The 21,499-nt window shown below is 60.0% G+C and carries 17 protein-coding genes; 9 read left to right on the top strand and 8 right to left on the bottom strand.

Features of this window, described 5'->3' with window-relative positions:
* Positions 1–111: 111 nt before the first annotated feature.
* From HKK52_RS16020 to HKK52_RS16005, 4 genes are all read right to left on the bottom strand, one after another.
* Complete coding sequence (locus HKK52_RS16020) at positions 112–1,713, bottom strand: ABC transporter substrate-binding protein (RefSeq protein ID WP_169371626.1); 1,602 nt, start codon at positions 1,711–1,713, stop codon at positions 112–114.
* 297 nt (positions 1,714–2,010) lie between these two features.
* The gene (locus HKK52_RS16015) at positions 2,011–3,636 is read right to left on the bottom strand and encodes an ABC transporter substrate-binding protein (RefSeq protein WP_169371625.1); all 1,626 of its coding nucleotides are present in this window, start codon (positions 3,634–3,636) and stop codon (positions 2,011–2,013) included.
* A 259-nt stretch (positions 3,637–3,895) separates the two neighbouring features.
* Positions 3,896–5,497 carry an ABC transporter substrate-binding protein gene (locus HKK52_RS16010; protein WP_169371624.1) on the bottom strand — a complete coding sequence of 534 codons (1,602 nt, stop codon included), beginning with the start codon at positions 5,495–5,497 and terminating at the stop codon, positions 3,896–3,898.
* 273 nt (positions 5,498–5,770) lie between these two features.
* The gene (locus HKK52_RS16005; protein WP_169371623.1) at positions 5,771–6,493 is read right to left on the bottom strand and encodes an SIMPL domain-containing protein; all 723 of its coding nucleotides are present in this window, start codon (positions 6,491–6,493) and stop codon (positions 5,771–5,773) included.
* A 446-nt stretch (positions 6,494–6,939) separates the two neighbouring features.
* Here HKK52_RS16005 and HKK52_RS16000 point away from each other — a divergent pair, with 446 nt between their 5' ends.
* From HKK52_RS16000 to HKK52_RS15985, 4 genes are all read left to right on the top strand, one after another.
* Positions 6,940–8,202, top strand: a complete 1,263-nt coding sequence (locus HKK52_RS16000; protein ID WP_169371622.1) for an ATP-binding protein — start codon at positions 6,940–6,942, stop codon at positions 8,200–8,202.
* Positions 8,195–8,755 carry a response regulator transcription factor gene (locus HKK52_RS15995; protein WP_007942792.1) on the top strand — a complete coding sequence of 187 codons (561 nt, stop codon included), beginning with the start codon at positions 8,195–8,197 and terminating at the stop codon, positions 8,753–8,755. Before HKK52_RS16000 ends, HKK52_RS15995 begins: the two co-directional genes overlap by 8 nt.
* A 97-nt stretch (positions 8,756–8,852) precedes the next feature.
* Positions 8,853–10,580 (top strand): ABC transporter ATP-binding protein/permease, encoded by a 1,728-nt coding sequence (locus HKK52_RS15990; protein ID WP_169371621.1) that lies wholly within the window; start codon positions 8,853–8,855, stop codon positions 10,578–10,580.
* A gap of 188 nt (positions 10,581–10,768) precedes the next feature.
* A complete protein-coding gene (locus HKK52_RS15985) occupies positions 10,769–11,518 on the top strand; it encodes a FadR/GntR family transcriptional regulator (RefSeq protein WP_054616145.1) in 750 nt (249 codons plus the stop codon).
* A 49-nt stretch (positions 11,519–11,567) separates the two neighbouring features.
* On the opposite strand, the gene HKK52_RS15980 is transcribed toward HKK52_RS15985, so the two are convergent.
* Together HKK52_RS15980 and HKK52_RS15975 are read right to left on the bottom strand one after the other, a co-directional pair.
* Entirely contained in the window at positions 11,568–11,756 is a 189-nt protein-coding gene (locus HKK52_RS15980) for a hypothetical protein (RefSeq protein ID WP_169371620.1), read from the bottom strand.
* Positions 11,757–11,771: 15 nt separating this feature from the next.
* Complete coding sequence (locus tag HKK52_RS15975) at positions 11,772–13,070, bottom strand: phospholipase (RefSeq protein WP_169371619.1); 1,299 nt, start codon at positions 13,068–13,070, stop codon at positions 11,772–11,774.
* A 237-nt stretch (positions 13,071–13,307) separates the two neighbouring features.
* Here HKK52_RS15975 and kdgD point away from each other — a divergent pair, with 237 nt between their 5' ends.
* The 5 genes from kdgD (at position 13,308) to HKK52_RS15950 (ending at position 19,950) form a co-directional block, all read left to right on the top strand.
* Positions 13,308–14,219 (top strand): 5-dehydro-4-deoxyglucarate dehydratase, encoded by a 912-nt coding sequence (kdgD, locus tag HKK52_RS15970; protein ID WP_169371618.1) that lies wholly within the window; start codon positions 13,308–13,310, stop codon positions 14,217–14,219.
* A 60-nt stretch (positions 14,220–14,279) separates the two neighbouring features.
* Positions 14,280–15,725: an aldehyde dehydrogenase family protein gene (locus HKK52_RS15965; protein WP_123405243.1), complete on the top strand. Its 1,446-nt coding sequence runs from the start codon at positions 14,280–14,282 to the stop codon at positions 15,723–15,725.
* Positions 15,726–15,903: 178 nt separating this feature from the next.
* Positions 15,904–17,268 carry an MFS transporter gene (locus tag HKK52_RS15960; protein WP_169371617.1) on the top strand — a complete coding sequence of 455 codons (1,365 nt, stop codon included), beginning with the start codon at positions 15,904–15,906 and terminating at the stop codon, positions 17,266–17,268.
* Positions 17,269–17,279: 11 nt separating this feature from the next.
* Positions 17,280–18,833 carry a galactarate dehydratase gene (gene garD, locus HKK52_RS15955; RefSeq protein ID WP_169371616.1) on the top strand — a complete coding sequence of 518 codons (1,554 nt, stop codon included), beginning with the start codon at positions 17,280–17,282 and terminating at the stop codon, positions 18,831–18,833.
* Between the two features lie 175 nt (positions 18,834–19,008).
* On the top strand, positions 19,009–19,950 hold the full coding sequence (locus tag HKK52_RS15950) for an AEC family transporter (protein ID WP_169371615.1): 942 nt from the start codon (positions 19,009–19,011) through the stop codon (positions 19,948–19,950).
* 112 nt (positions 19,951–20,062) lie between these two features.
* Here the strand turns inward: HKK52_RS15950 and HKK52_RS15945 are convergent, their stop codons facing one another.
* Positions 20,063–20,443, bottom strand: a complete 381-nt coding sequence (locus tag HKK52_RS15945) for a carboxymuconolactone decarboxylase family protein (protein ID WP_090175522.1) — start codon at positions 20,441–20,443, stop codon at positions 20,063–20,065.
* Complete coding sequence (locus tag HKK52_RS15940) at positions 20,440–21,498, bottom strand: calcium/sodium antiporter (RefSeq protein WP_169371614.1); 1,059 nt, start codon at positions 21,496–21,498, stop codon at positions 20,440–20,442. Before HKK52_RS15940 ends, HKK52_RS15945 begins: the two co-directional genes overlap by 4 nt.
* Position 21,499 lies beyond the last annotated feature (1 nt).

Raw genomic sequence — 21,499 nt, 5'->3', positions numbered from 1 at the left:
GTTTGAACTCATTCAAGGCATCGCAAACGTTTGCTGTAGGCCTGATTGGCGAATTAAGGCAACACGCTTGCGTGAGGACGGAATCCGTCCTCAGCGTTTCTGGCTATCCGGTTATTTTTCTATGCTGACACCCGAGAACACGTTGCGACCAAAGGGGCTGACCTTGAACCCTTCGATTTTGGCGCTTAACGGCTGGTTGACCGTCGAGTGAGCGATAGGCGTGATCGGCACTTGCTGCTTGAGCAATTGCTGCGCCTGTTTGTAAAGCACGGTGCGCTGGTCACGGTCGGTGACGACTTTGGCCTGCTTGACCAGCTTGTCGTAAGCCGGGTCACACCACATGGAGTAGTTGTTGCCGCCAATGGCGTCGCAGCTGTACAGCGTGCCGAGCCAGTTGTCCGGGTCGCCGTTGTCACCGGTCCAGCCGATCAGGCTGACGTCGTGTTCGCCATTCTTGGTGCGCTTGATGTACTCGCCCCATTCGTAGCTGACGATGTTGACCTTGAGGCCGATCTTCGCCCAGTCCGCCTGGAGCATCTCGGCCATCAACTTGGCGTTGGGGTTGTACGGGCGCTGGACCGGCATGGCCCAGAGGGTGATTTCGGTGCCTTCCTTGACGCCGGCAGCCTTGAGCAATTCCTTGGCTTTTTCCGGGTTGTAGGCGGCGTCTTTGATGGTGTCATCGTAGGACCATTGGGTCGGCGGCATGGCGTTAACTGCCAACTGCCCGGCGCCCTGGTACACGGCGTTGAGAATGCTTTGCTTGTTCACCGCCATGTCCAGCGCCTGGCGCACTTCGAGCTGGTCGAACGGTTTGTGCCGCACGTTATAGGCGATGTAGCCAAGGTTGAAACCGGGCTTCTCGATCAGCTTGAGTTTCGGGTCGTTCTTCAGCGCAGTCACGTCGGCAGGGCGCGGGTGCAGGGTGATCTGGCATTCGTTGGCCTTGAGCTTCTGCACCCGCACCGAGGCGTCGGTGTTGATGGCGAAAATCAGGTTGTCGAGCTTGACCCGGCTCGGGTCCCAGTACTGCTTGTTGCCGCTGTAGCGGATGTTGGAATCTTTCTGGTAGCTCTTGAACACGAACGGCCCGGTGCCGATCGGTTTCTGGTTGATGTCGCTCGGCTTGCCGTCGGCCAACAGTTTGCCGGCGTATTCGGCCGAGAGGATGGCGGCGAAGCTCATGGCGAGGTTCTGGATGAACGCGGCGTCCACGCTGTTGAGCGTCATGACCACGGTCAGCGGCCCGGTCTTTTCGACCTTGGCGATGTTCTTGTTCAGGCTCATCCCGTTGAAATACGGAAACTCGGTCGGGTAAGCCTTACGGAAAGGTTGTTGTGGATCGAGCATGCGATTGAACGTGAACAGCACGTCATCGGCATTGAAATCACGGGTCGGCGTGAAGTAAGGCGTGGTGTGGAACTTCACCCCTTCGCGCAGGTGGAAGGTGTACACGAGGCCGTCTTCAGAAATATCCCACTGGGTGGCGAGACCCGGTACGACGTTGGTCGCGCCTTTTTCAAACTCTGCCAGTCGGTTGTACAGCGGCTCGGCGGCGTCGTTATCGGTCGCAGTGGTGTACTGCGCCGTGTCGAAACCGGCGGGGCTGCCCTCAGAGCAGAATACCAGGCTGTTGTTGGCGGCCTGGCTGATGGAAGTGCCGGCCAACAGGCCGGTGCCCAGCAATGCGGATAAAACCAAGGTATGGCGCATGACGCTCCCTCTTTTTAGTGTTTAACAATGAGCCGCCGTCCCGTCCAGGGACGTGGAGGCTTCATTGATCTCAAACCATCTGCAGCAAACCGAGGGCCCACGCATGAACTGGTCAGATCCCGACGGTATGGGCCGTGGGTCTGGCAGTAAATGCGGAAAGGCCTGAAAAACGCGTAGGAAAAGCCGACATGTCCTAAACCCCTGCTGTCATAAGCAGCGGATTTGGCTGTCAGTTAATTCCTACATTCCCGGCAGATAAAGCAACGGCGACGTTAAACACGTCGCCGTTGCCAAATCTTATTTGCTGACGCTGACGCCGTAGAAGGAGTTCAAGCCGAATGGGCTGATCTTGAAGTCCTGCACGGTGGTGCGCATGGGTTGATACACCGTCGAGTGTGCGATAGGTGTCATTGGAACTGCATCTTTGAGGACGTGTTGCGCCTGTTTGTACAGTTCGGTGCGCTTGCCCTGGTCGGTCGTGCGCTTGGCTTCTTTGACGAGGCCATCGAACTTCTTGTCGCACCACTTGGAGAAGTTGTTGCCGCTCAGCGAGTCGCAGCCGAACAGAACGTTGAGCCAGTTGTCCGGATCACCATTGTCGCCGCTCCAGCCAATGATCATGGCCTGGTTCTCGCCGCCTTTGGAACGCTTGATGTACTCGCCCCATTCGTAGCTGGTGATCTTCACGTTCAGGCCGATTTTCTTCCAGTCGGACTGCAGCATTTCAGCCATCAGCTTGGCGTTCGGGTTGTACGGACGCTGTACCGGCATCGCCCACAGGACGATCTCGGTGCCTTCCTTGACGCCAGCTTCCTTGAGCAGCGCCTTGGCTTTCTCAGGGTCGTACTTGGCGTCTTTGATGGTGGTGTCGTAGGACCACTGGGTTGGCGGCATGGCGTTGACGGCCAGTTGGCCCGCGCCCTGGTAAACCGAATCAATGATCTGTGGCTTGTTGACGGCCATGTCCAGCGCCTGACGAACGCGCAGGTCTGCCAGCGGGTTCGGCTCGTTGCTGCCCTTGACCTTGTCCATCACGTTGTAGGCGATGTAGCCCAGGTTGAAACCGGCCTGGTCAGGCATCTTCAGGGTTTTGTCTTCTTTCAGCGCTTTCAGGTCGGCTGGACGAGGGAACAGAGTGATCTGGCACTCGTTCTTCTTCAACTTCTGCATGCGCACCGACGGGTCGGTGGTAATGGCGAAGATCAGGTTGTCGATCTTGACGTCGTCAGGCTTCCAGTAGTCCTTGTTCCCGGTGTAGCGGATGTTGGAGTCTTTCTGGTAGCTCTTGAACACGAAAGGACCAGTGCCGACCGGCTTCTGGTTGATGTCGGCGGCCTTGCCTTCCTTGAGCAGCTGGGCAGCGTACTCGGCGGACTGGACCGAAGCGAAACTCATGGCCATGTTCTGGATGAACGCGGCATCGACTTCTTTCAAGGTGAACTTGACGGTGTGGTCGTCGACTTTATCGATCTTGGTGATGTTGGTGTCCATCCCCATGTCGGTGAAGTACGGGAATTCGGTCGGGTACGCTTTGCGGAACGGATCATCCTTGTTAATCATGCGATTAAAGGTGAACAGCACGTCGTCGGCGTTGAACTCACGAGTAGGCTTGAAGTACGGGGTGGTGTGGAACTTGACGCCTTCACGCAGGTGGAAGGTGTACGTCAGGCCGTCCGGGGTAATGTCCCAGCTGGTCGCCAGACCAGGAATGACAGCGGTGCCGCCCCGTTCGAACTGGGTCAAACGGTTGAACATGGTTTCTGCAGAGGCGTCGAAGTCGGTTCCGGTGGTGTACTGACCAGGATCAAAACCGGCCGGGCTCCCTTCGGAGCAAAACACCAGGTTAGTCGCCGCTTGGGCGAAAGGTGCGGCAGCTAATAAGCTGGCGCCGACTAAAAACGGAATGACCGCGTGTTTAAGCATGGTGGCCTCATGATTTGTTGTCATTTTTGGAATTAGAGGACGACCTCGTGAGTCGTGCCTGCGGATACTTATGCAGGGGCCATACCCATTGCAAGATCCAGAACGGCCACAAGTCTTAAACAGTGGCACGAACGTACCTTAATGTCGCATATGTATAAATATTGACGCATTTGACCGTTTGCGCACGTTTTTTACGGTGCAAACGGCGCCCCACGAAGGGGCGTCGGGCACGTATGGCGCACCCGCCTGGGGCGCGGTGTTACTTATTTATACCCACGCCATAGAAGGGTGTGAGGCCAAAAGGGCTGATCTTGAAGTCGGTCACTTCCTTGCGCAAAGGCTGGAACACCGTCGAATTGGCGATCGGTGTGATAGGCACTTGTTGCTTCAGGATTTTTTGCGCCTGTTGGTAGAGTTTGACCCGTTCGTCACGGTCGGTTGAAACCTTGGCTTGCTGGACCAGTTTGTCGTAGGCCGGGTCGCACCACTTGGCGTAGTTGCTACCTTTCACCGCAGCGCAGCTGTAAAGCACGCCGAGCCAGTTATCCGGGTCGCCGTTGTCGCCGGTCCAGCCGTAGATCATTGCGTCGTGTTCACCGTTCTTGGCGCGCTTGATGTACTCGCCCCACTCGTAGCTGACGATGTTGGCCTTGATCCCGACCTTTTCCCAATCCTGCTGGATCATCTGCGCCGACATCCGCGCGTTCGGGTTGGAGGCACGCTGCACGGTCATGGCCCATAAATTAATGGTCGTACCGGGTGCAACCCCTGCTTCCTTTAGTAGCGCCTTGGCCTTGGTCGGATCGTGGGGTGCGTCCTTGATGTTCGGATCAAACGACCATTGCGCTGGCGGCAGGGCGTTTTGCGCGAGTTGCCCGGCGCTCTGGTAGACGGCTTTGATGATCGCGGGCTTGTCGATGGCCATGTCCAGCGCCTGACGGACCTTGAGCTGGTCCAGCGGCGGATGGGTCACGTTGTAGGCGAGGAAACCGAGGTTGAAACCGGCCTGCTTGAGCACCGTCAGGTTCGGGTCTTTTTCCATGACTTCGATGTCGGCCGGGCGCGGGTAGCCGCTGACCTGGCATTCACCGGCCTTGAGCTTCTGCAAACGCACCGCGGCGTCCGGGGTGATCGAGAACACCAGGTTGTCGATTTTCACATCCTCGGGTTTCCAGTACGCCGTGTTACCGGCGTAGCGGATCTGCGAGTCCTTCTGATAACGCTTGAACACGAACGGGCCAGTGCCGATCGGCTTCTGGTTGATATCCGCCGCCTTGCCTTCCTTTAATAGCTGCGCGCCGTATTCCGCAGACTGCACCGAGGCAAAGCTCATGGCCAGGTTCTGGATGAACGCGGCGTCGATGTTGTTCAGGCTGAAGCGCACGGTGTGCTCGTCGATCTTGTCGACGCTCTTGATCGTCTTGTTCAGGTCCATGTCGGTGAAGTACGGCGACTCGGCGGGGTAGGCCTTGCGGAACGGATTCTCCGGGTCGAGCAAGCGCTGGAAAGTGAACAGCACGTCGTCGGCGCTGAAATCCCGGGTCGGGGTGAAGTAGTCGGTGGTGTGGAACTTCACGCCCTCGCGCAGGTGGAAGGTGTAGGCGAGTCCGTCCTTGCTCACATCCCAGCTCGACGCCAGCCCAGGCTCAACTTCGGTGCCGCCGCGCTTGAATTGGGTGAGACGGTTGAAGACTGTTTCGGCCGAGGCGTCGAAGTCGGTGCCGCTGGTGTACTGGCTGGGGTCGAAACCGGCGGGGCTGGCTTCGGAGCAGTAGACCAGGGTGGTGGCGGCTTGGGCGAATGGCGCGGTGGTGGCTAAGGCGAGGGCGAACAGAAGCGGTTTGACGGTGGTTCTTTCCATGGAGTCCCCGGGGGATTTGGGTAGCGGTATACCCCTGAGAGTAGCTGTGTTGACGGGTCGGGCGGAAATATCGTTTTTTGAGGGTGACCCCTCTATCCGGGCATAGATGGGTGAGTAGCGGGTCGGTTACGGCGATTGATCGTTCCCACGCTCTGCGTGGGAATGCCTCCCCGGACGCTCCGCGTCCGCTCTTGGGACGCAGAGCGTCCCTTGCTGCATTCCCACGCGGAGCGTGGGAACGATCAGGCGCTCTGGTGTGTACGGGCTACTGAATCAAGGCGTCATCAACACTTCAATCGAGCCATCCGCCGTCATGCTGACCTGGCTGGTACCTGCCTCGACATCCGGCGTTACCGGCGCCGAGTCCATGCCCGCCGCCGCTTTCATCATCATCGGCCCACGCATGTACGGTTGTGGATAACCGTTGCTGTTCAGGTTCAGGTTGACGATTTTGTAACCCTTGCCGCCCAGCGCATCGGTGGCCAGTTGTGCGCGAGCCTTGAACGCGGTGACGGCGTCTTTGAGCAGCGCGTCTTCGCTGGCTTTGCGGGTTGGCGTGGCGATGGCGAAGTCCATGCCGCCCATTTTCAGGTCGGTGAGCAGTTCGCCGGTCAGTTTCGACAGGACGGCGAAGTCCGAGCTTTCCAGGCGCAGCTCAGCGCGTTCACGCCAGCCGGTGATTTTCTGGCCCTTGGTGTCGTAGATCGGGTAGCTGTTGCGGCTGCCCTGGCGCAGGGTGATGTCTTTGACCTGCTTGGCCTGCCCCAGCGCCTTGTTCATGGTAGTGCTGACATCGGCGGCGAGTTTGGCCGGGTCGGCGTTTTGCTCTTCGGTATAGAGGGTCACGATCATCAGGTCGCGGGCCACTTCCTGGCTGACTTCGGCGCGCAGGGAAATCTGGTTGTAATGCAGCTCGTCGGCGGCCAGGGCCGGAAGGCTGGCGACGGTGCCCACGCTGAGGGCGAGGAGGGCGGCGCTGCGGCGCAATGTGTGCATGAAAAGCTCCTTGGGCGATGCGCAGGTGTGAGGTCCGAGCCTGCGTGAAACCATCAGACTCTAGCTTTAATGATCCGGTTCGCACAGTTACAACTTCTATACAGATAAACGCGATCCTGTGTAGCAGCTGCCGAGGTACGAGGCTGCGTTCGGCTGCGAAGCAGTCGTAAAACCAGAGCACGCAGTCTTCCTGAAACACCGCTCCGCCTGATTACACGACTGCTTCGCAGCCGAACGCAGCCTCGCAGGCTCGGCAGCTGCTACAAGTGAACGCAGCCTCGTGCCTCGGCAGCTGCTACGAGCGAGCGCAGCCTCGTGCCTCGGCAGCTGCTACAACGGTTTGCGTCGGCCATTGCCATGTGGCCGTTTGCCGCACTTTTGCCTGCCAGCCCCCGTGCTTGGTTATACTCCATGCGATCCGCCTGGAGCGCTCATCAGGAGAGCTCATGCTCGCCCCCGTTCAAATCACTTCCGCGACTCGCCAGAATCTCTGGCGGCTGACGTTCATCCGCACTTTGGTACTCGCCGCCCAGGCCGGTTCCGTGGGGCTGGCCTACTGGTTCGATCTGTTGCCATTGCCCTGGTTTCAACTGGCGATGACCCTCGCCTGTTCGATGCTGCTGTGCGCCTTCACCGCCATTCGCCTGCGCACCTCGTGGCCGGTTACCGAACTCGAGTACGCCGTGCAACTGGCCTGCGACCTGTTTATTCACAGTGCCTTGCTGTATTTCTCCGGCGGTTCGACCAACCCGTTCGTCTCTTATTACCTGGTACCGCTGACCATCGCCGCCGTGACCTTGCCGTGGCGCTTTTCGCTGATTCTGTCCGGCATCGCCCTGGCCATGTACACCTTGCTGCTGGCGCGGTTCTACCCGCTGCAAACCTTCCCGATCGCCCGGGAAAACCTGCAGGTGTACGGGATGTGGCTGAGCTTCGCGCTCGCCGCGGCAGTCATCACGTTTTTCGCTGCACGCATGGCCGAAGAGTTGCGTCGTCAGGATGAATTGCGCGCCATCCGCCGCGAAGAGGGCCTGCGCGATCAGCAATTGCTCGCCGTTGCGACGCAAGCCGCCGGTGCCGCCCATGAGCTGGGCACGCCGCTGGCGACCATGAGCGTGCTGCTCAAAGAGATGCAGCAGGATCATCCCGACCCGATGTTGCAGGATGATCTGAAGGTGCTGCAGGATCAGGTCAAACTCTGCAAAGAGACCTTGCAGCAACTGGTGCGCGCCGCCGAAGCCAATCGCCGTTTGGCGGTGGAGATGCAGGACGTCACCGACTGGCTCGACGAAGCTCTGAACCGCTGGCACCTGATGCGCCCGGAAGCCAGTTACCGCTTCCAGCGTCTCGGCCAGGGCACGGTGCCGCGCATGGCACCGCCGCCGGACCTGACCCAGGCGCTGCTGAATTTGCTGAACAACGCCGCCGATGCCTGCCCCGAAGGGCTGCAAGTGACGCTGGACTGGAACGCCGAAGACCTGACCATCAGCATTCGCGATCACGGCGCCGGTGTGCCGCTGGCCATCGCCGAGCAGATCGGCAAACCGTTTTTTACAACGAAGGGCAAAGGTTTCGGCCTGGGCCTGTTTTTGAGCAAGGCCAGCGTGACACGCGCGGGCGGCTCAGTGAAACTCTACAGTCATGAGGAAGGTGGCACGCTTACCGAGCTGCGCCTGCCCCGTGTCGCCCGAGGAGACGAACATGAGTGACGAGATCCAAGTAGAAGGCGAAGAACTGCCGCATTTGCTGCTGGTGGACGATGACGCCACCTTCACCCGCGTGATGGCCCGTGCCATGGCCCGTCGTGGTTTTCGCGTCAGCACCGCCGGTTCCGCCGAAGAAGGCCTGACCATCGCCCAGGCCGACCTGCCGGACTACGCCGCGCTCGACCTGAAAATGGACGGCGATTCCGGCTTGGTATTGCTGCCGAAACTGCTCGAACTCGACCCGGAAATGCGCGTGGTGATCCTCACCGGTTACTCGAGCATCGCCACCGCCGTCGAGGCGATCAAGCGCGGCGCCTGCAATTACCTGTGCAAACCGGCGGACGCCGATGACGTGCTGGCCGCGCTGTTGTCCGAGCACGCCGACCTCGACACTCTGGTGCCGGAAAACCCGATGTCCGTGGACCGCCTGCAGTGGGAACACATCCAGCGGGTGTTGACCGAGCACGAAGGTAACATCTCCGCCACGGCCCGCGCCCTGGGCATGCACCGCCGCACCCTGCAGCGCAAACTGCAGAAGCGTCCCGTTCGTCGCTGAACCTGTGCTGAATGAATGCAGGCCGCTCCTCGCGGGGAACCGAACCGATCATCTATGATCGGTTCGTGTGTGTTCTTTTCTCTATCGAGCCTTATCCATGAATCAGAACGCTGAATATTCCGCGGTCAATGATGCTGTGCGCGGGCAGTTTTTCCGCAAAGTCTGGGCGATGATCACGCCGTATTGGTCCAGCGAAGAGAAGGTCAAGGCCTGGACGCTATTGATCGCGGTGATTGCGTTGTCGCTGCTCAGCGTGGGGATCTCGGTGTGGTTCAACACCTGGTACAAGGATTTTTACAACGCCCTGCAAAAGAAGGATGAAGCGGCGTTCTGGCGGCTGATCCTGTATTTCTGCGGGATTGCCGCGGTGGCGATTGTCGGAGCGGTATACCGGCTGTACCTGACGCAGATGCTGACCATTCGCTGGCGGGCCTGGCTTACCGAAAAGCACTTCGCCCGTTGGCTCGGCAACAAGAATTACTACCAGCTGGAGCAGGGCGGCTACACCGACAACCCGGACCAGCGGATTTCCGAAGACCTCAACAACTTCACCTCCAATACCCTGGAACTGGGCATTGGTTTGCTGCGCAACATTGTCAGCCTGGTGTCGTTCTCGATCATCCTGTGGGGCGTGTCGGGCAGTATTGAAGTGCTCGGTTTCACCATTCCCGGCTATATGTTCTGGTGTGTGCTGGTCTACGCCGTGATTGGTAGCTGGCTGACCCATTTGATCGGTCGTCGCCTGATCGGCCTCAACAACCAACAACAACGCTTCGAGGCCGACCTGCGTTTCTCCATGGTCCGGGTTCGCGAAAACGCCGAAAGCATCGCCTTGTACAACGGCGAGCCGAATGAAAATCGGCGCTTGAGCAGCCGTTTCGGCCTGGTCTGGCACAATTTCTGGGACATCATGAAAGTGTCCAAGCGCCTGACTTTCTTTACCGCCGGTTACAGCCAGGCCGCCATCATCTTTCCGTTCATGGTCGCCGCGCCACGGTATTTCGCGGGCAAGATCGAACTCGGCGAGTTGATGCAAATCAGTTCGGCGTTCGGCAATGTGCAGGAAAGTTTCAGCTGGTTTATCAGTGCGTACCAGAACCTCGCGGCTTGGCGTGCCACCTGCGATCGTCTGCTGAGTTTCCATCAGGCCATGCGCGATAACGAAGAGCGTGCGCCGGCCATTGACGTGCAGAACCAGGGTTCGGAGCTGAAGATTCATAATCTGGGCCTCGACCTCGCCGACGGTCGTCACTTGCTGACCAACGCCGACATGACCGTGGAAGAGGGCGAGCGCGTCATGCTCAGCGGGCGTTCCGGCAGCGGTAAATCCACGTTGCTGCGGGCGATGGGGCATTTATGGCCGGCGGGGCACGGCAGTATTCGCTTGCCGGCGGCGCGTTACCTGTTCTTGCCACAGAAACCGTACCTGCCGATTGGCACCTTGCGTGAAGCGTTGAGTTATCCACAGCCTGGCGACACGTATACGCCTGAGCGTTATGCCGAGGTCCTGGAAACCTGCCGCTTGCCGCATTTGGTGGCGCGTCTGGATGAAGCCAACCACTGGCAGCGCATGTTGTCGCCAGGTGAGCAGCAACGTCTCGCTTTTGCCCGTGCGCTGCTTTACGCACCGCAATGGCTGTACATGGACGAAGCTACTTCGGCGATGGATGAAGAGGACGAGGCGTCGCTGTATCAGGCGTTGATCGATGAGATACCGGGGCTGAGCATCGTCAGCGTTGGCCATCGCAGCAGCCTGAAGCGTTTCCATCCACGGCACATTCGTATCGACAACGGGCATCTGGTGGATCAAGCCGTAACCGCCTGATCATCACAATCTTTGTAGGAGCGAGGCTTGCCCGCGAAGGCCATCACACGGTTTCCAATGAGAGACCGCGTCATCGTTCTTCGCGGGCAAGCCTCGCTCCTACAGGGGCCGTGTTCGTCAACGGTGATCGTACAACCCGCTTGCGCTATGATGCGCTTTCAGCCGAATTCTCGAGACAGACGTTCACCATGGAAAACCCGATCGACGCACCTCGCCTCCCTCGCAAGCGCCGCAGTCTCGCTCAGGAACTGGTGACCGTGCTGTCCGAGCAGATCCGCGACGGTCAGCTCAAGCGTGGCGACAAGTTGCCCACCGAGTCGGCGATCATGGACGCCCATGGCGTCAGCCGCACCGTGGTGCGTGAAGCGATTTCCCGTCTGCAGGCCGCCGGGCAAGTAGAAACCCGCCACGGCATCGGCACCTTCGTCCTCGACACGCCGAGCCCGAGCGGTTTCCGCATCGACCCGGCTACCGTGGTCACCCTGCGTGATGTGCTGGCCATTCTGGAACTGCGTATCAGCCTGGAAGTGGAGTCCGCCGGCCTCGCCGCACAACGCCGCAGTGCCGAACAGCTTGGCCTGATGCGGGCGGCACTGGATGCATTGAACGAGAGCGCTTCCCACGCCAGCGATGCCGTGGCCTCGGACTTCCAGTTCCACCTGCAAATCGCCCTGGCTACCGGCAATCGCTACTTCACCGACATCATGACTCATCTGGGCACCAGCATTATTCCGCGCACACGGCTGAACTCCGCGCGCCTGGCCCATGACGATCAACAGCACTACATGAATCGCCTGAGCCGGGAGCACGAAGAGATTTACGACGCCATCGCGCGCCAGGATTCCGATGCAGCGCGGGCGGCCATGCGGCTGCATTTGACCAACAGCCGCGAACGGCTGCGCCATGCCCATGAAGAGGCTGAGGCGCAACGCGGGTAACTGCTTAGATCGTTCCCACGCAGAGCGTGGGAACGATCGAGTGATCGGGTCAGGCCTTCAATATCGACCGATCCACCCGCACCGCCAATTCAGCCGTCCCAGGCTTTGCATCAAAAAACACCAGCCCTTGAGCATCCACCACCGCCCGCGCAATCGGCACACCCTTGGACAACAACTCCAGCGGCGCGCCCTTCAGTGATTGGCCAGAAGCCAGTTCCAGTTTCAGTCTAATCGTCATCTTCAGATCTCCTTATCAGGCCACATTGCCAGTCGGGTGGTAGTCCTTGAGCAGCAGGTACGTGCTCCAGCCCCACCAGTCATCGACGGTGGCGGTATCGTTGAGGTTGTTCACGTCCTTGCGTCGCAGCACCTTGCCGCCCTCGAGCCGGAACAGTGGCGCGAAATTGTTCGCCAGGTTCAGCACCGCTTGAAGATCCGGCAACTGTCTCAACGCCGCGAAGCTGTTGAATGGCGGAACCGTTCCGCTGAGGTAAGCCGCAAACACTTCATCCGCCGACACCTGGACCGCTTGATTAACGTGCAGGCGATTGGCGCTGTCGATGGCGTCGAAGTAGCGCTTGTCGCCATAGGCGCGCCATTGCTCGCCGTTGCCGTTACGCACATTAAGGCCGAACTTGCTGTCTTCGTCGTGCATGAAACGGGTGATCAACGATCCCAGATCACTCGGCGTCACCGCTGCCGCCATGGCTTTACGCGGCACACGCAGGTGGCCAGCGGAGAACAGGTCGGTGAGGTAATGATCGGCAAAGGCATTCATCGCATAGGCAACTTCCAGCTGTTTTTCATCACGGCTGGTGTGGGCTGCCGCGGCGTGCTGAAGCGCGGCAGTGTGACCGGCGATGTAAGCCTGCTGCGCCCACTCGCCAAAGTGGTCGGCGTTGTTCGCCGCCAGTTTCAAGTAACGGCCCAGCGGGAACAGCGCCGAGACGAAACTGCCGCCACCGGTGATCTTGTTCCACTCTTCCGACAACGTATCACCCAAGGCGTCATAGGCTTCGTGGGGTTGTTTGCCATCCTTGATCGCCTGTTTAACGGCATCGATCTCTTTCTGCATCACGGCGAGGATTTTCACCGCCTCAACTTTGGACGCGGACAACACCGCCAATGTGTCGAACGCGGCGATAAAGCGGTTCAGGCGATCCACCGGTGTGGCGCCGTCGCTCACTGGCCGATCCGGAATGCCGTAGAAATCACCGCCCAATGCCAGCACCTGGCCGTAGGTTGGCGCGAGCCCGTTAGTCAGGTGCAATTGCACGTTCCGGGCGAGGATCGGTTCGGCGTTTTCGACGAAGCGCAGCAGGGTGTTGTCGCCGATGGCGGTGTGTTCGCCGCCCTCGAACTTCAGCACCGGCTTGCCTTTCAAGGCTTTTGCGGTGACAGGTGTCGGTTGATGGCTGTGCTGCTCGGCGATGTGCAGCACCAGGTGTTCGTTATCCCCGGCAACGGCGATGCCGTGCTCGGTAAAAAGATCATCGAAGCGCGCAATGAGCGGCTTCGGTTGTTCCTTCGGTTGTGCGTGTAGACCTGACATTTCTAGCTCCTTGATATGTCGTAGGTAGATTCAGATTTAACTGTATGCATATACAGTCAAAACGATCTTAGTCGAGAATCTTCCTACGTCAAGAAATCACCTCGTCTGACTCGAATTTTGCGGTCGGCGATGAAATGCAGTTGACGGTTGTATTTTAAGTTGTACGATGACTTACAACTTCGGCCAAGGCTGAACGGTTTTCTCACACACAACGTTGCTACCCAGGGTGTTCGAATAATGAATCCACAAGAACTGAAGTCCATCCTCTCTTCCGGTCTGCTGTCCTTCCCGGTCACCGACTTCAATGCCCAGGGCGATTTCCATCGCGCTGGTTACATCAAACGTCTCGAATGGCTGGCCCCATACGGCGCCTCGGCACTGTTCGCCGCGGGCGGCACCGGTGAGTTCTTCTCTCTGGCGGCCAGCGAATATTCGGAAATCATCAAGACCGCCGTCGACACCTGCGAAACCAGCGTGCCGATCCTGGCCGGCGTTGGCGGTTCGACTCGTCAAGCCATCGAATACGCACAGGAAGCCGAGCGTCTGGGCGCCAAAGGCCTGTTGCTGCTGCCGCACTACCTGACCGAAGCCAGCCAGGACGGCGTTGCCGCCCACGTTGAAGCCGTGTGCAAATCGGTGAAAATCGGCGTGGTGGTCTACAACCGCAACGTCTGCCGCCTGACCGCGCCGCTGCTGGAACGCCTGGCCGAGCGCTGCCCGAACCTGATCGGCTACAAGGATGGCCTGGGCGATATCGAGTTGATGGTGTCGATCCGTCGCCGCCTCGGTGATCGCTTCAGCTACCTGGGTGGCTTGCCGACCGCCGAAGTCTACGCCGCTGCCTATAAGGCACTGGGCGTACCGGTTTACTCGTCGGCGGTGTTCAACTTCATCCCGAAAACCGCGATGGATTTCTACCACGCCATCGCTCGCGAAGATCACGCCACCGTCGGCAAAATCATCGACGACTTCTTCCTGCCCTACCTGGACATCCGTAACCGCAAATCCGGTTACGCGGTGAGCATCGTCAAGGCCGGGGCAAAAATTGTCGGCTACGACGCAGGTCCTGTGCGTGCACCGCTGACCGACCTGACCGGCGAAGAGTACGAAATGCTCGCCGCGCTGATCGACAAGCAAGGTGCGCAGTAACACACCCGATTAAACAAGGCCGCTGAGTGATCAGCGGCCTTTTGCGTGAGGAGAAATTCTGTGGCTGATTCAAAACGCTTTGATAACTACATCAACGGTGAATGGGTTGCCGGCAGTGAATACTGCGCCAACATCAACCCTTCCGAACTGACCGATACCATCGGTGAATACGCCAAGGCTGACCTGGCCCAAGTCCACGCCGCCATCGACGCCGCTCGCGCAGCGTTCCCGGCCTGGTCAACCTCGGGCATCCAGGCTCGCCATGATTCGCTGGATAAAGTCGGCACTGAAATCCTCGCCCGTCGCGAAGAACTCGGCACCCTGCTGGCCCGGGAAGAGGGCAAGACCCTGCCCGAAGCCATCGGCGAAGTGACCCGCGCCGGCAACATCTTCAAGTTCTTCGCCGGTGAAACCCTGCGTCTGTCCGGCGACTACCTGCCGTCGGTGCGTCCGGGCGTCAACGTTGAAGTCACTCGCGAAGCGCTGGGCGTGGTCGGCTTGATCACTCCGTGGAACTTCCCGATCGCCATCCCTGCGTGGAAAATCGCCCCGGCCCTGGCCTACGGCAACTGCGTGGTGCTGAAACCGGCGGACCTGGTGCCGGGTTGCGCCTGGGCCCTGGCAGAAATCATCTCCCGCGCAGGCTTCCCGGCCGGTGTGTTCAACCTGGTGATGGGCAGCGGTCGCGTGGTGGGCGATGCGTTGGTGCAGAGCCCTAAAGTCGACGGCATCAGCTTCACCGGCTCCGTCGGTGTCGGTCGTCAGATCGCCGTCAGCTGCGTCTCGCGCCAAGCCAAAGTGCAGCTGGAAATGGGCGGCAAGAACCCGCAGATCATTCTCGACGATGCCGACCTCAAGCAAGCGGTCGAGCTGTCGGTACAGAGCGCGTTCTACTCCACCGGCCAGCGTTGCACCGCGTCGAGCCGCTTCATCGTCACTGCCGGGATTCACGATAAATTCGTTGAAGCCGTGGCTGAGCGCATGAAGTCGATCAAGGTCGGCCACGCGTTGAAAACCGGCACCGACATTGGTCCCGTGGTGTCCCAGGCGCAGCTTGAACAGGACTTGAAGTACATCGACATCGGCCAGTCCGAAGGTGCACGTCTGGTCAGCGGCGGTGGCTTGGTGACCTGCGATACCGAAGGCTACTACCTCGCGCCAACCCTGTTTGCCGACAGTGAAGCAGCGATGCGCATCAGCCGCGAAGAGATCTTCGGCCCGGTGGCCAACGTGGTTCGCGTCGCGGATTACGAGGCAGCACTGGCCATGGCCAACGACACCGAGTTCGGTCTGTCGGCGGGCATCGCCACCACCTCGTTGAAGTACGCCAACCACTTCAAGCGCCACTCCCAGGCCGGGATGGTGATGGTCAACCTGCCGACCGCCGGCGTGGATTACCACGTTCCGTTCGGTGGGCGTAAAGGTTCATCCTATGGCTCCCGCGAGCAAGGTCGCTACGCGCAAGAGTTCTACACCGTGGTGAAGACCAGCTACATCGGCTCCTGACAGGAAACACCGCGGTATCGGCACCGATACCGCAACCCCTTTAGCAGCTGTCGAGTGAAACGAGGCTGCGAGCTTTTGATCTTTAAAGTAAAGATCGCAGCCTCGTTTCACTCGACAGCTGCTACAGGGATAAACAGTTTCACCCGCGCATAAAAATAATCAGTGGGAGTACATCTACATGCAAGCGACCAAGCCGACCCACGTCCGCTATTTGATTTTGCTCATGCTGTTTCTGGTGACCACGATCAACTACGCCGACCGGGCCACTATCGCCATCGCCGGCTCCAGCCTGCAAAAAGACCTCGGCATCGACGCGGTCACCCTCGGCTATATCTTCTCTGCATTCGGTTGGGCCTACGTGGCCGGGCAAATTCCCGGTGGCTGGTTGCTCGACCGTTTCGGCTCGAAAAAAATCTACGCACTGAGCATCTTCACCTGGTCGCTTTTCACCGTGCTGCAGGGTTATGTCGGTGAGTTCGGCATGTCCACGGCGATTGTGGCGCTGTTCATGCTGCGCTTCCTGGTGGGCCTGGCCGAAGCGCCATCCTTCCCCGGCAACGCACGCATTGTCGCTGCCTGGTTCCCGACCGCTGAACGCGGCACCGCTTCGGCGATTTTCAACTCGGCGCAATACTTCGCCACCGTGTTGTTCGCACCGCTGATGGGCTGGATCGTCTACACCTTCGGCTGGCAGCACGTGTTCATCGTGATGGGTGCCATCGGCATCGTGTTCTCGCTGATCTGGCTGAAAGTTATCCACAGCCCGCGCCAGCATCCGATGATCAATGAGGCCGAGTTCAAGCACATCGCCGACAACGGCGGCATGGTCGACATGGACCAGGACAAGGGCAAAGGTAAAAAGGTCGACGGGCCGAAGTGGGACTACATCCGCCAGTTGCTGACCAACCGCATGATGCTCGGCGTGTACCTGGGCCAATACTGCATCAATGGCATCACCTACTTCTTCCTCACCTGGTTCCCGGTGTACCTGGTGCAAGAACGCGGCATGACCATTCTGAAGGCCGGTTTCATTGCCTCACTGCCGGCGATCTGCGGCTTTATCGGCGGGGTGCTCGGCGGGGTGATTTCCGATTACCTGCTGCGCAAGGGCCATTCCCTGACCTTCGCCCGCAAGGCGCCGATCATTGCCGGTTTGCTGGTGTCCAGCAGCATCGTGGCGTGCAATTACGTGGACATCGAATGGATGGTCGTCGGCTTCATGGCCCTGGCGTTCTTCGGTAAAGGCGTGGGTGCGCTGGGTTGGGCGGTGGTGTCCGACACCTCGCCGAAACAGATCGCCGGTTTGAGTGGCGGCCTGTTCAACATGTTCGGCAACATCGCGTCGATCACCACCCCGATCGTCATCGGTTACATCATCAGCGCCACCGGTTCGTTCAAATGGGCGCTGGTATTTGTGGGTTGCAACGCGTTGGTCGCCGTATTCAGCTACCTGGTGATCGTTGGCCCGATCAAACGCGTGGTGCTCAAAGAGCCGCCAAGCACCGGTCCTGAGCTGACCAAATTATCTGAAGCGCATTCCTGAGGAGCGGCGTCATGCAGTTGATTGAACATTCCGACTCGCCGCGCTACATCCGCCTGCACGAGCGGGACAATGTGGTGATCGTGGTCAACGACCAGGGCGTGCCGGCCGGCACCGAGTTTCCGGATGGCCTGGTGACGGTGGACTTTGTGCCGCAGAGCCATAAGGTCACCCTCGAGGACATTCCCGAGGGCGGTCAGGTAATTCGCTACGGCCAGACCATCGGCTACGCCTTGCAGCCGATCCCACGCGGCAGTTGGGTCAAGGAAGATCAACTGCGCATGCCCACCGCGCCACCGCTGGACAGCCTGCCGCTGTCCACCGATGTGCCGGCGACCCAGGCACCGCTGGAAGGCTTTACGTTCGAGGGTTATCGCAATGCCGATGGCACCGTTGGCACGCGCAATATTCTTGGCATCACCACCACCGTGCAATGCGTCACCGGCGTGCTCGACCATGCGGTCAAGCGCATCAAGGACGAGTTGCTGCCGCTCTATCCGAACGTCGATGACGTGGTCGCGCTGACCCACAGCTACGGCTGCGGCGTGGCGATTACCGCCACCGATGCGTACATCCCGATCCGCACCGTGCGCAACCTCGCGCGCAATCCGAACCTGGGTGGCGAAGCGTTGGTGATCAGCCTGGGTTGCGAGAAATTGCAGGCCGGGCAGGTGATGCATGACAACGACAGCTCGGTGGATCTGAGTGAGCCATGGCTGTATCGCTTGCAGGATTCGAGTCACGGTTTTACCGAGATGATCGAGCAGATCATGGCGTTGGCCGAAACCCGTTTGAAGAAGCTTGATCAACGCCGTCGCGAAACGGTGCCGGCATCCGAGCTGATCCTCGGCATGCAGTGCGGCGGCAGCGATGCGTTCTCCGGGATCACCGCCAACCCGGCGCTGGGCTATGCCTCGGACCTGTTGTTGCGCGCGGGCGCGACGGTGATGTTTTCCGAAGTCACCGAAGTGCGCGATGCGATTTACCTGCTGACTTCCCGGGCCGAAACCAAGGAGGTCGCCGAGGAACTGGTACGGGAAATGGACTGGTACGACCGTTACCTGGCCAAGGGCGAAGCGGATCGCAGCGCCAACACCACGCCGGGGAACAAGAAGGGCGGGTTGTCGAACATTGTCGAGAAGTCGTTGGGCTCGATAGTCAAATCCGGCAGCAGCGCGATCAATGGCGTGCTCGGCCCTGGCGAGCGCTTCAAGCGCAAAGGCCTGATCTTCTGCGCGACCCCGGCCAGTGATTTTGTCTGCGGGACGTTGCAACTGGCGGCGGGGATGAACCTGCACGTGTTCACCACCGGGCGCGGCACGCCGTATGGCTTGGCGATGGCGCCAGTGGTCAAGGTCTCGACCCGCACGGAACTGGCGCAGCGCTGGCCGGACCTGATCGACATCGATGCCGGGCGGATTGCCACCGGGCGCGCTTCGATTGAAGACCTCGGCTGGGAGTTGTTCCACTACTACCTGGACGTGGCCAGCGGCAAGAAGCAGACGTGGGCCGAGCAGCATAAGCTGCATAACGACATCACCTTGTTCAACCCGGCGCCGATCACTTAAGACCGTAACGATCGTTCCCACGCTCCGCGTGGGAATGCAGCCCGGGACGCTCCGCGTCCCAAAGCGCGACGCAGAGCGTCACAAGAGGCATTCCCACGCAGAGCGTGGGAACGATCCGGGTGAAAGTGGCATATCATTCGCCCCTAATGACGCCCACCCCAAGGTCCCCTCCGGCATGCTGGCAATCTTCCTCGAAACCCTGAACATCACCGCGCCGGTGTTTGCCATGCTTTTCCTGGGTGTGCTGCTCAAGCGCATCGACTGGATCAACGACAACTTCATCCACACCGCCTCGGCCCTGGTGTTCAACGTCACCATGCCGGCGTTGCTGTTCCTCGGCATCCTGCATGCCGACCTGCACGCCGCGCTGCAACCGGCGCTGCTGATCTACTTCTCGGTCGCGACCCTGGCGAGTTTCGCCATCGCCTGGGGCTGGTCGATCTGGAAGTGTCCGCGGGAAGACCGCGGCATCTACACCCAGGGCGCGTTTCGCGGCAACAACGGGGTGATCGGCCTGGCGCTGGCGGCGAGCATGTACGGCGACTACGGGATTTCCCTCGGGGCGATTCTCGCGGCGTTGGTGATCCTGTTCTACAACACCCTCTCGACCATCGTGCTGGCGGTGTACAGCCCGGTGATCAAGTCCGATCCGTGGAGCATCTGCAAAAGCGTGTTCAGCAACCCGCTGATCATCAGCGTGTTTGCGGCGGCACCGTTTGCCTATTTCAAAATCGGATTGCCGGGGTGGCTGGAGACGTCCGGCCAGTACCTGGCGCAAACCACCTTGCCATTGGCGTTGATCTGCATTGGCGGCACCTTGTCCCTGGCGGCGTTGCGCAAGAGCGGCAATATGGCGCTGAGTTCAAGCCTGGTGAAGATGATCGGCTTGCCGGTGCTGGCGACCGTGGGCGCGTGGTTGTGGGGTTTTCGCGGGGCGGAACTGGGGATTCTGTTTCTGTACTTCGGCAGCCCGACGGCGGCGGCGAGTTTTGTCATGGCGCGTCAGGCCAACGGCAACCATGAATTGGCGGCGGCGATTATTGTGATCACCACGTTGATGGCGGCGGTGACCACCAATATCGGGATTTTTGTGTTGCAGTGGGGTGGGTGGATTTAATCTTCAAAATTTGCGGTGATTTTGAGGGCCTCTTCGCGGGCAAGCCTCGCTCCTACAGGGGGATCACCGAACCCGTAGGAGCGAGGCTTGCCCGCGAAGGCGATGGACCTGCTTACTCCGGCTTCTGGTAACTGTCGATTACTTCCTGCGCCGCGCGAAACGCATCAATCGCCGCCGGCACACCGGCATACACCGCGCAATGCAGCAACGCCTCGCGAATCTCTTCCACGGTGCAGCCATTGTTCAGCGCGCCACGCACATGACCTTTCAACTCTTGCGGGCACTTCAACGCGGTCAGTGCGGCGAGGGTGATCAGGCTGCGGGTTTTCAGCGGCAGGCCTTCGCGGTTCCAGACGCTGCCCCAGGCGTGTTCGTTGACGAAATCCTGCAACGGCTGGCTGAACTCGGTGGCATTGCCCAGTGCGCGGTCGACGAACGCATCGCCCATCACTTGGCGACGCACTTCAACGCCGGGCTTCTTGTTATCGGTCATGGCACATCCCTCTTGTGGTGTTGGCGGCGCCAGGCGCGCAGTGATGTGAACAGCAAGAACGCCACCAGCGCCGGCAGGACGAAAATCAGCATCAGGTGTTCCAGCTTGCCGGCCAGAGGCATGCCGGTGGTGAACGACACCACGTGCAACCCATACGCCAGGTACAAGCCGAGAAACAGCAGGCCTTCGGCCCGGGTCACCCGATAACCGGAATAGAACACCGGCAGGCACAGCACGGCGACGCCGAGCATCACCGGCAGGTCGAAATCCAGGGCGTTCGGCGAGACCGACAGCGGTGACGGCGCCACCAGGGCGGTAAAGCCCAGGACGCCCAACAGGTTGAACAGGTTGCTGCCGATCACGTTGCCCACGGCGATCTCCCGCTGACCGCGCAAGGCAGCGATCAGCGAGGTGGCCAGTTCCGGCAGCGAGGTGCTGATGGCGACGATGGTCAGGCCAATGACGCGCTCCGACAGCCCGAGGTCGGTGGCCACTGACACGGCGGCGCCCAGCAGCAAATGGCCGGCATACACCAGCATCGCCAGCCCGGCGACGATCATCAGCAGACTGGTGAACCATGGTGCCGGTGTTGTTTCTTGACTGGACGGCGGCCGGGCCGAGTGCCGCGACTGGCGCAGCAGCAAACCGAGGTAAACCACCAGCGCGGCCAGCAGGATGACGCCGTCGGTGCGGGTCAGTTCCTCATTCCAGGCCAATACACAGACCAGCAGGCTGGCGCCGATCATCAGCGGAATATCCAGCCGTACCAGCTGGCGCGAAACCCGCAACGGAATGATCAGCGCCGAGAGGCCGAGGGTGACGAGGATGTTGAAGATGCTGCTGCCGATCACGCTGCCGACGGCGATGTCAGGGTTTTGCGCGAGCATGGCTTGCAGGCTGACCGCCATTTGCGGGGCGCTGCTGCCGAGGGCGACGATGGTCAGGCCGATGATCAGCGGCCGTACATGCAGGCGCGCGGCCAGGCGCACGGCGGCGCGCACCATCAGCTCGGCACCGGCGATCAACAGAACCAGGCCGCCGAGCAGTTCGATCACG

It is taken from the genome of Pseudomonas sp. ADAK2 (genome assembly GCF_012935755.1).
In the GTDB taxonomy this organism is placed as follows: Bacteria; Pseudomonadota; Gammaproteobacteria; order Pseudomonadales; family Pseudomonadaceae; genus Aquipseudomonas.
This window is presented reverse-complemented; position numbering and strand designations above follow the sequence as displayed.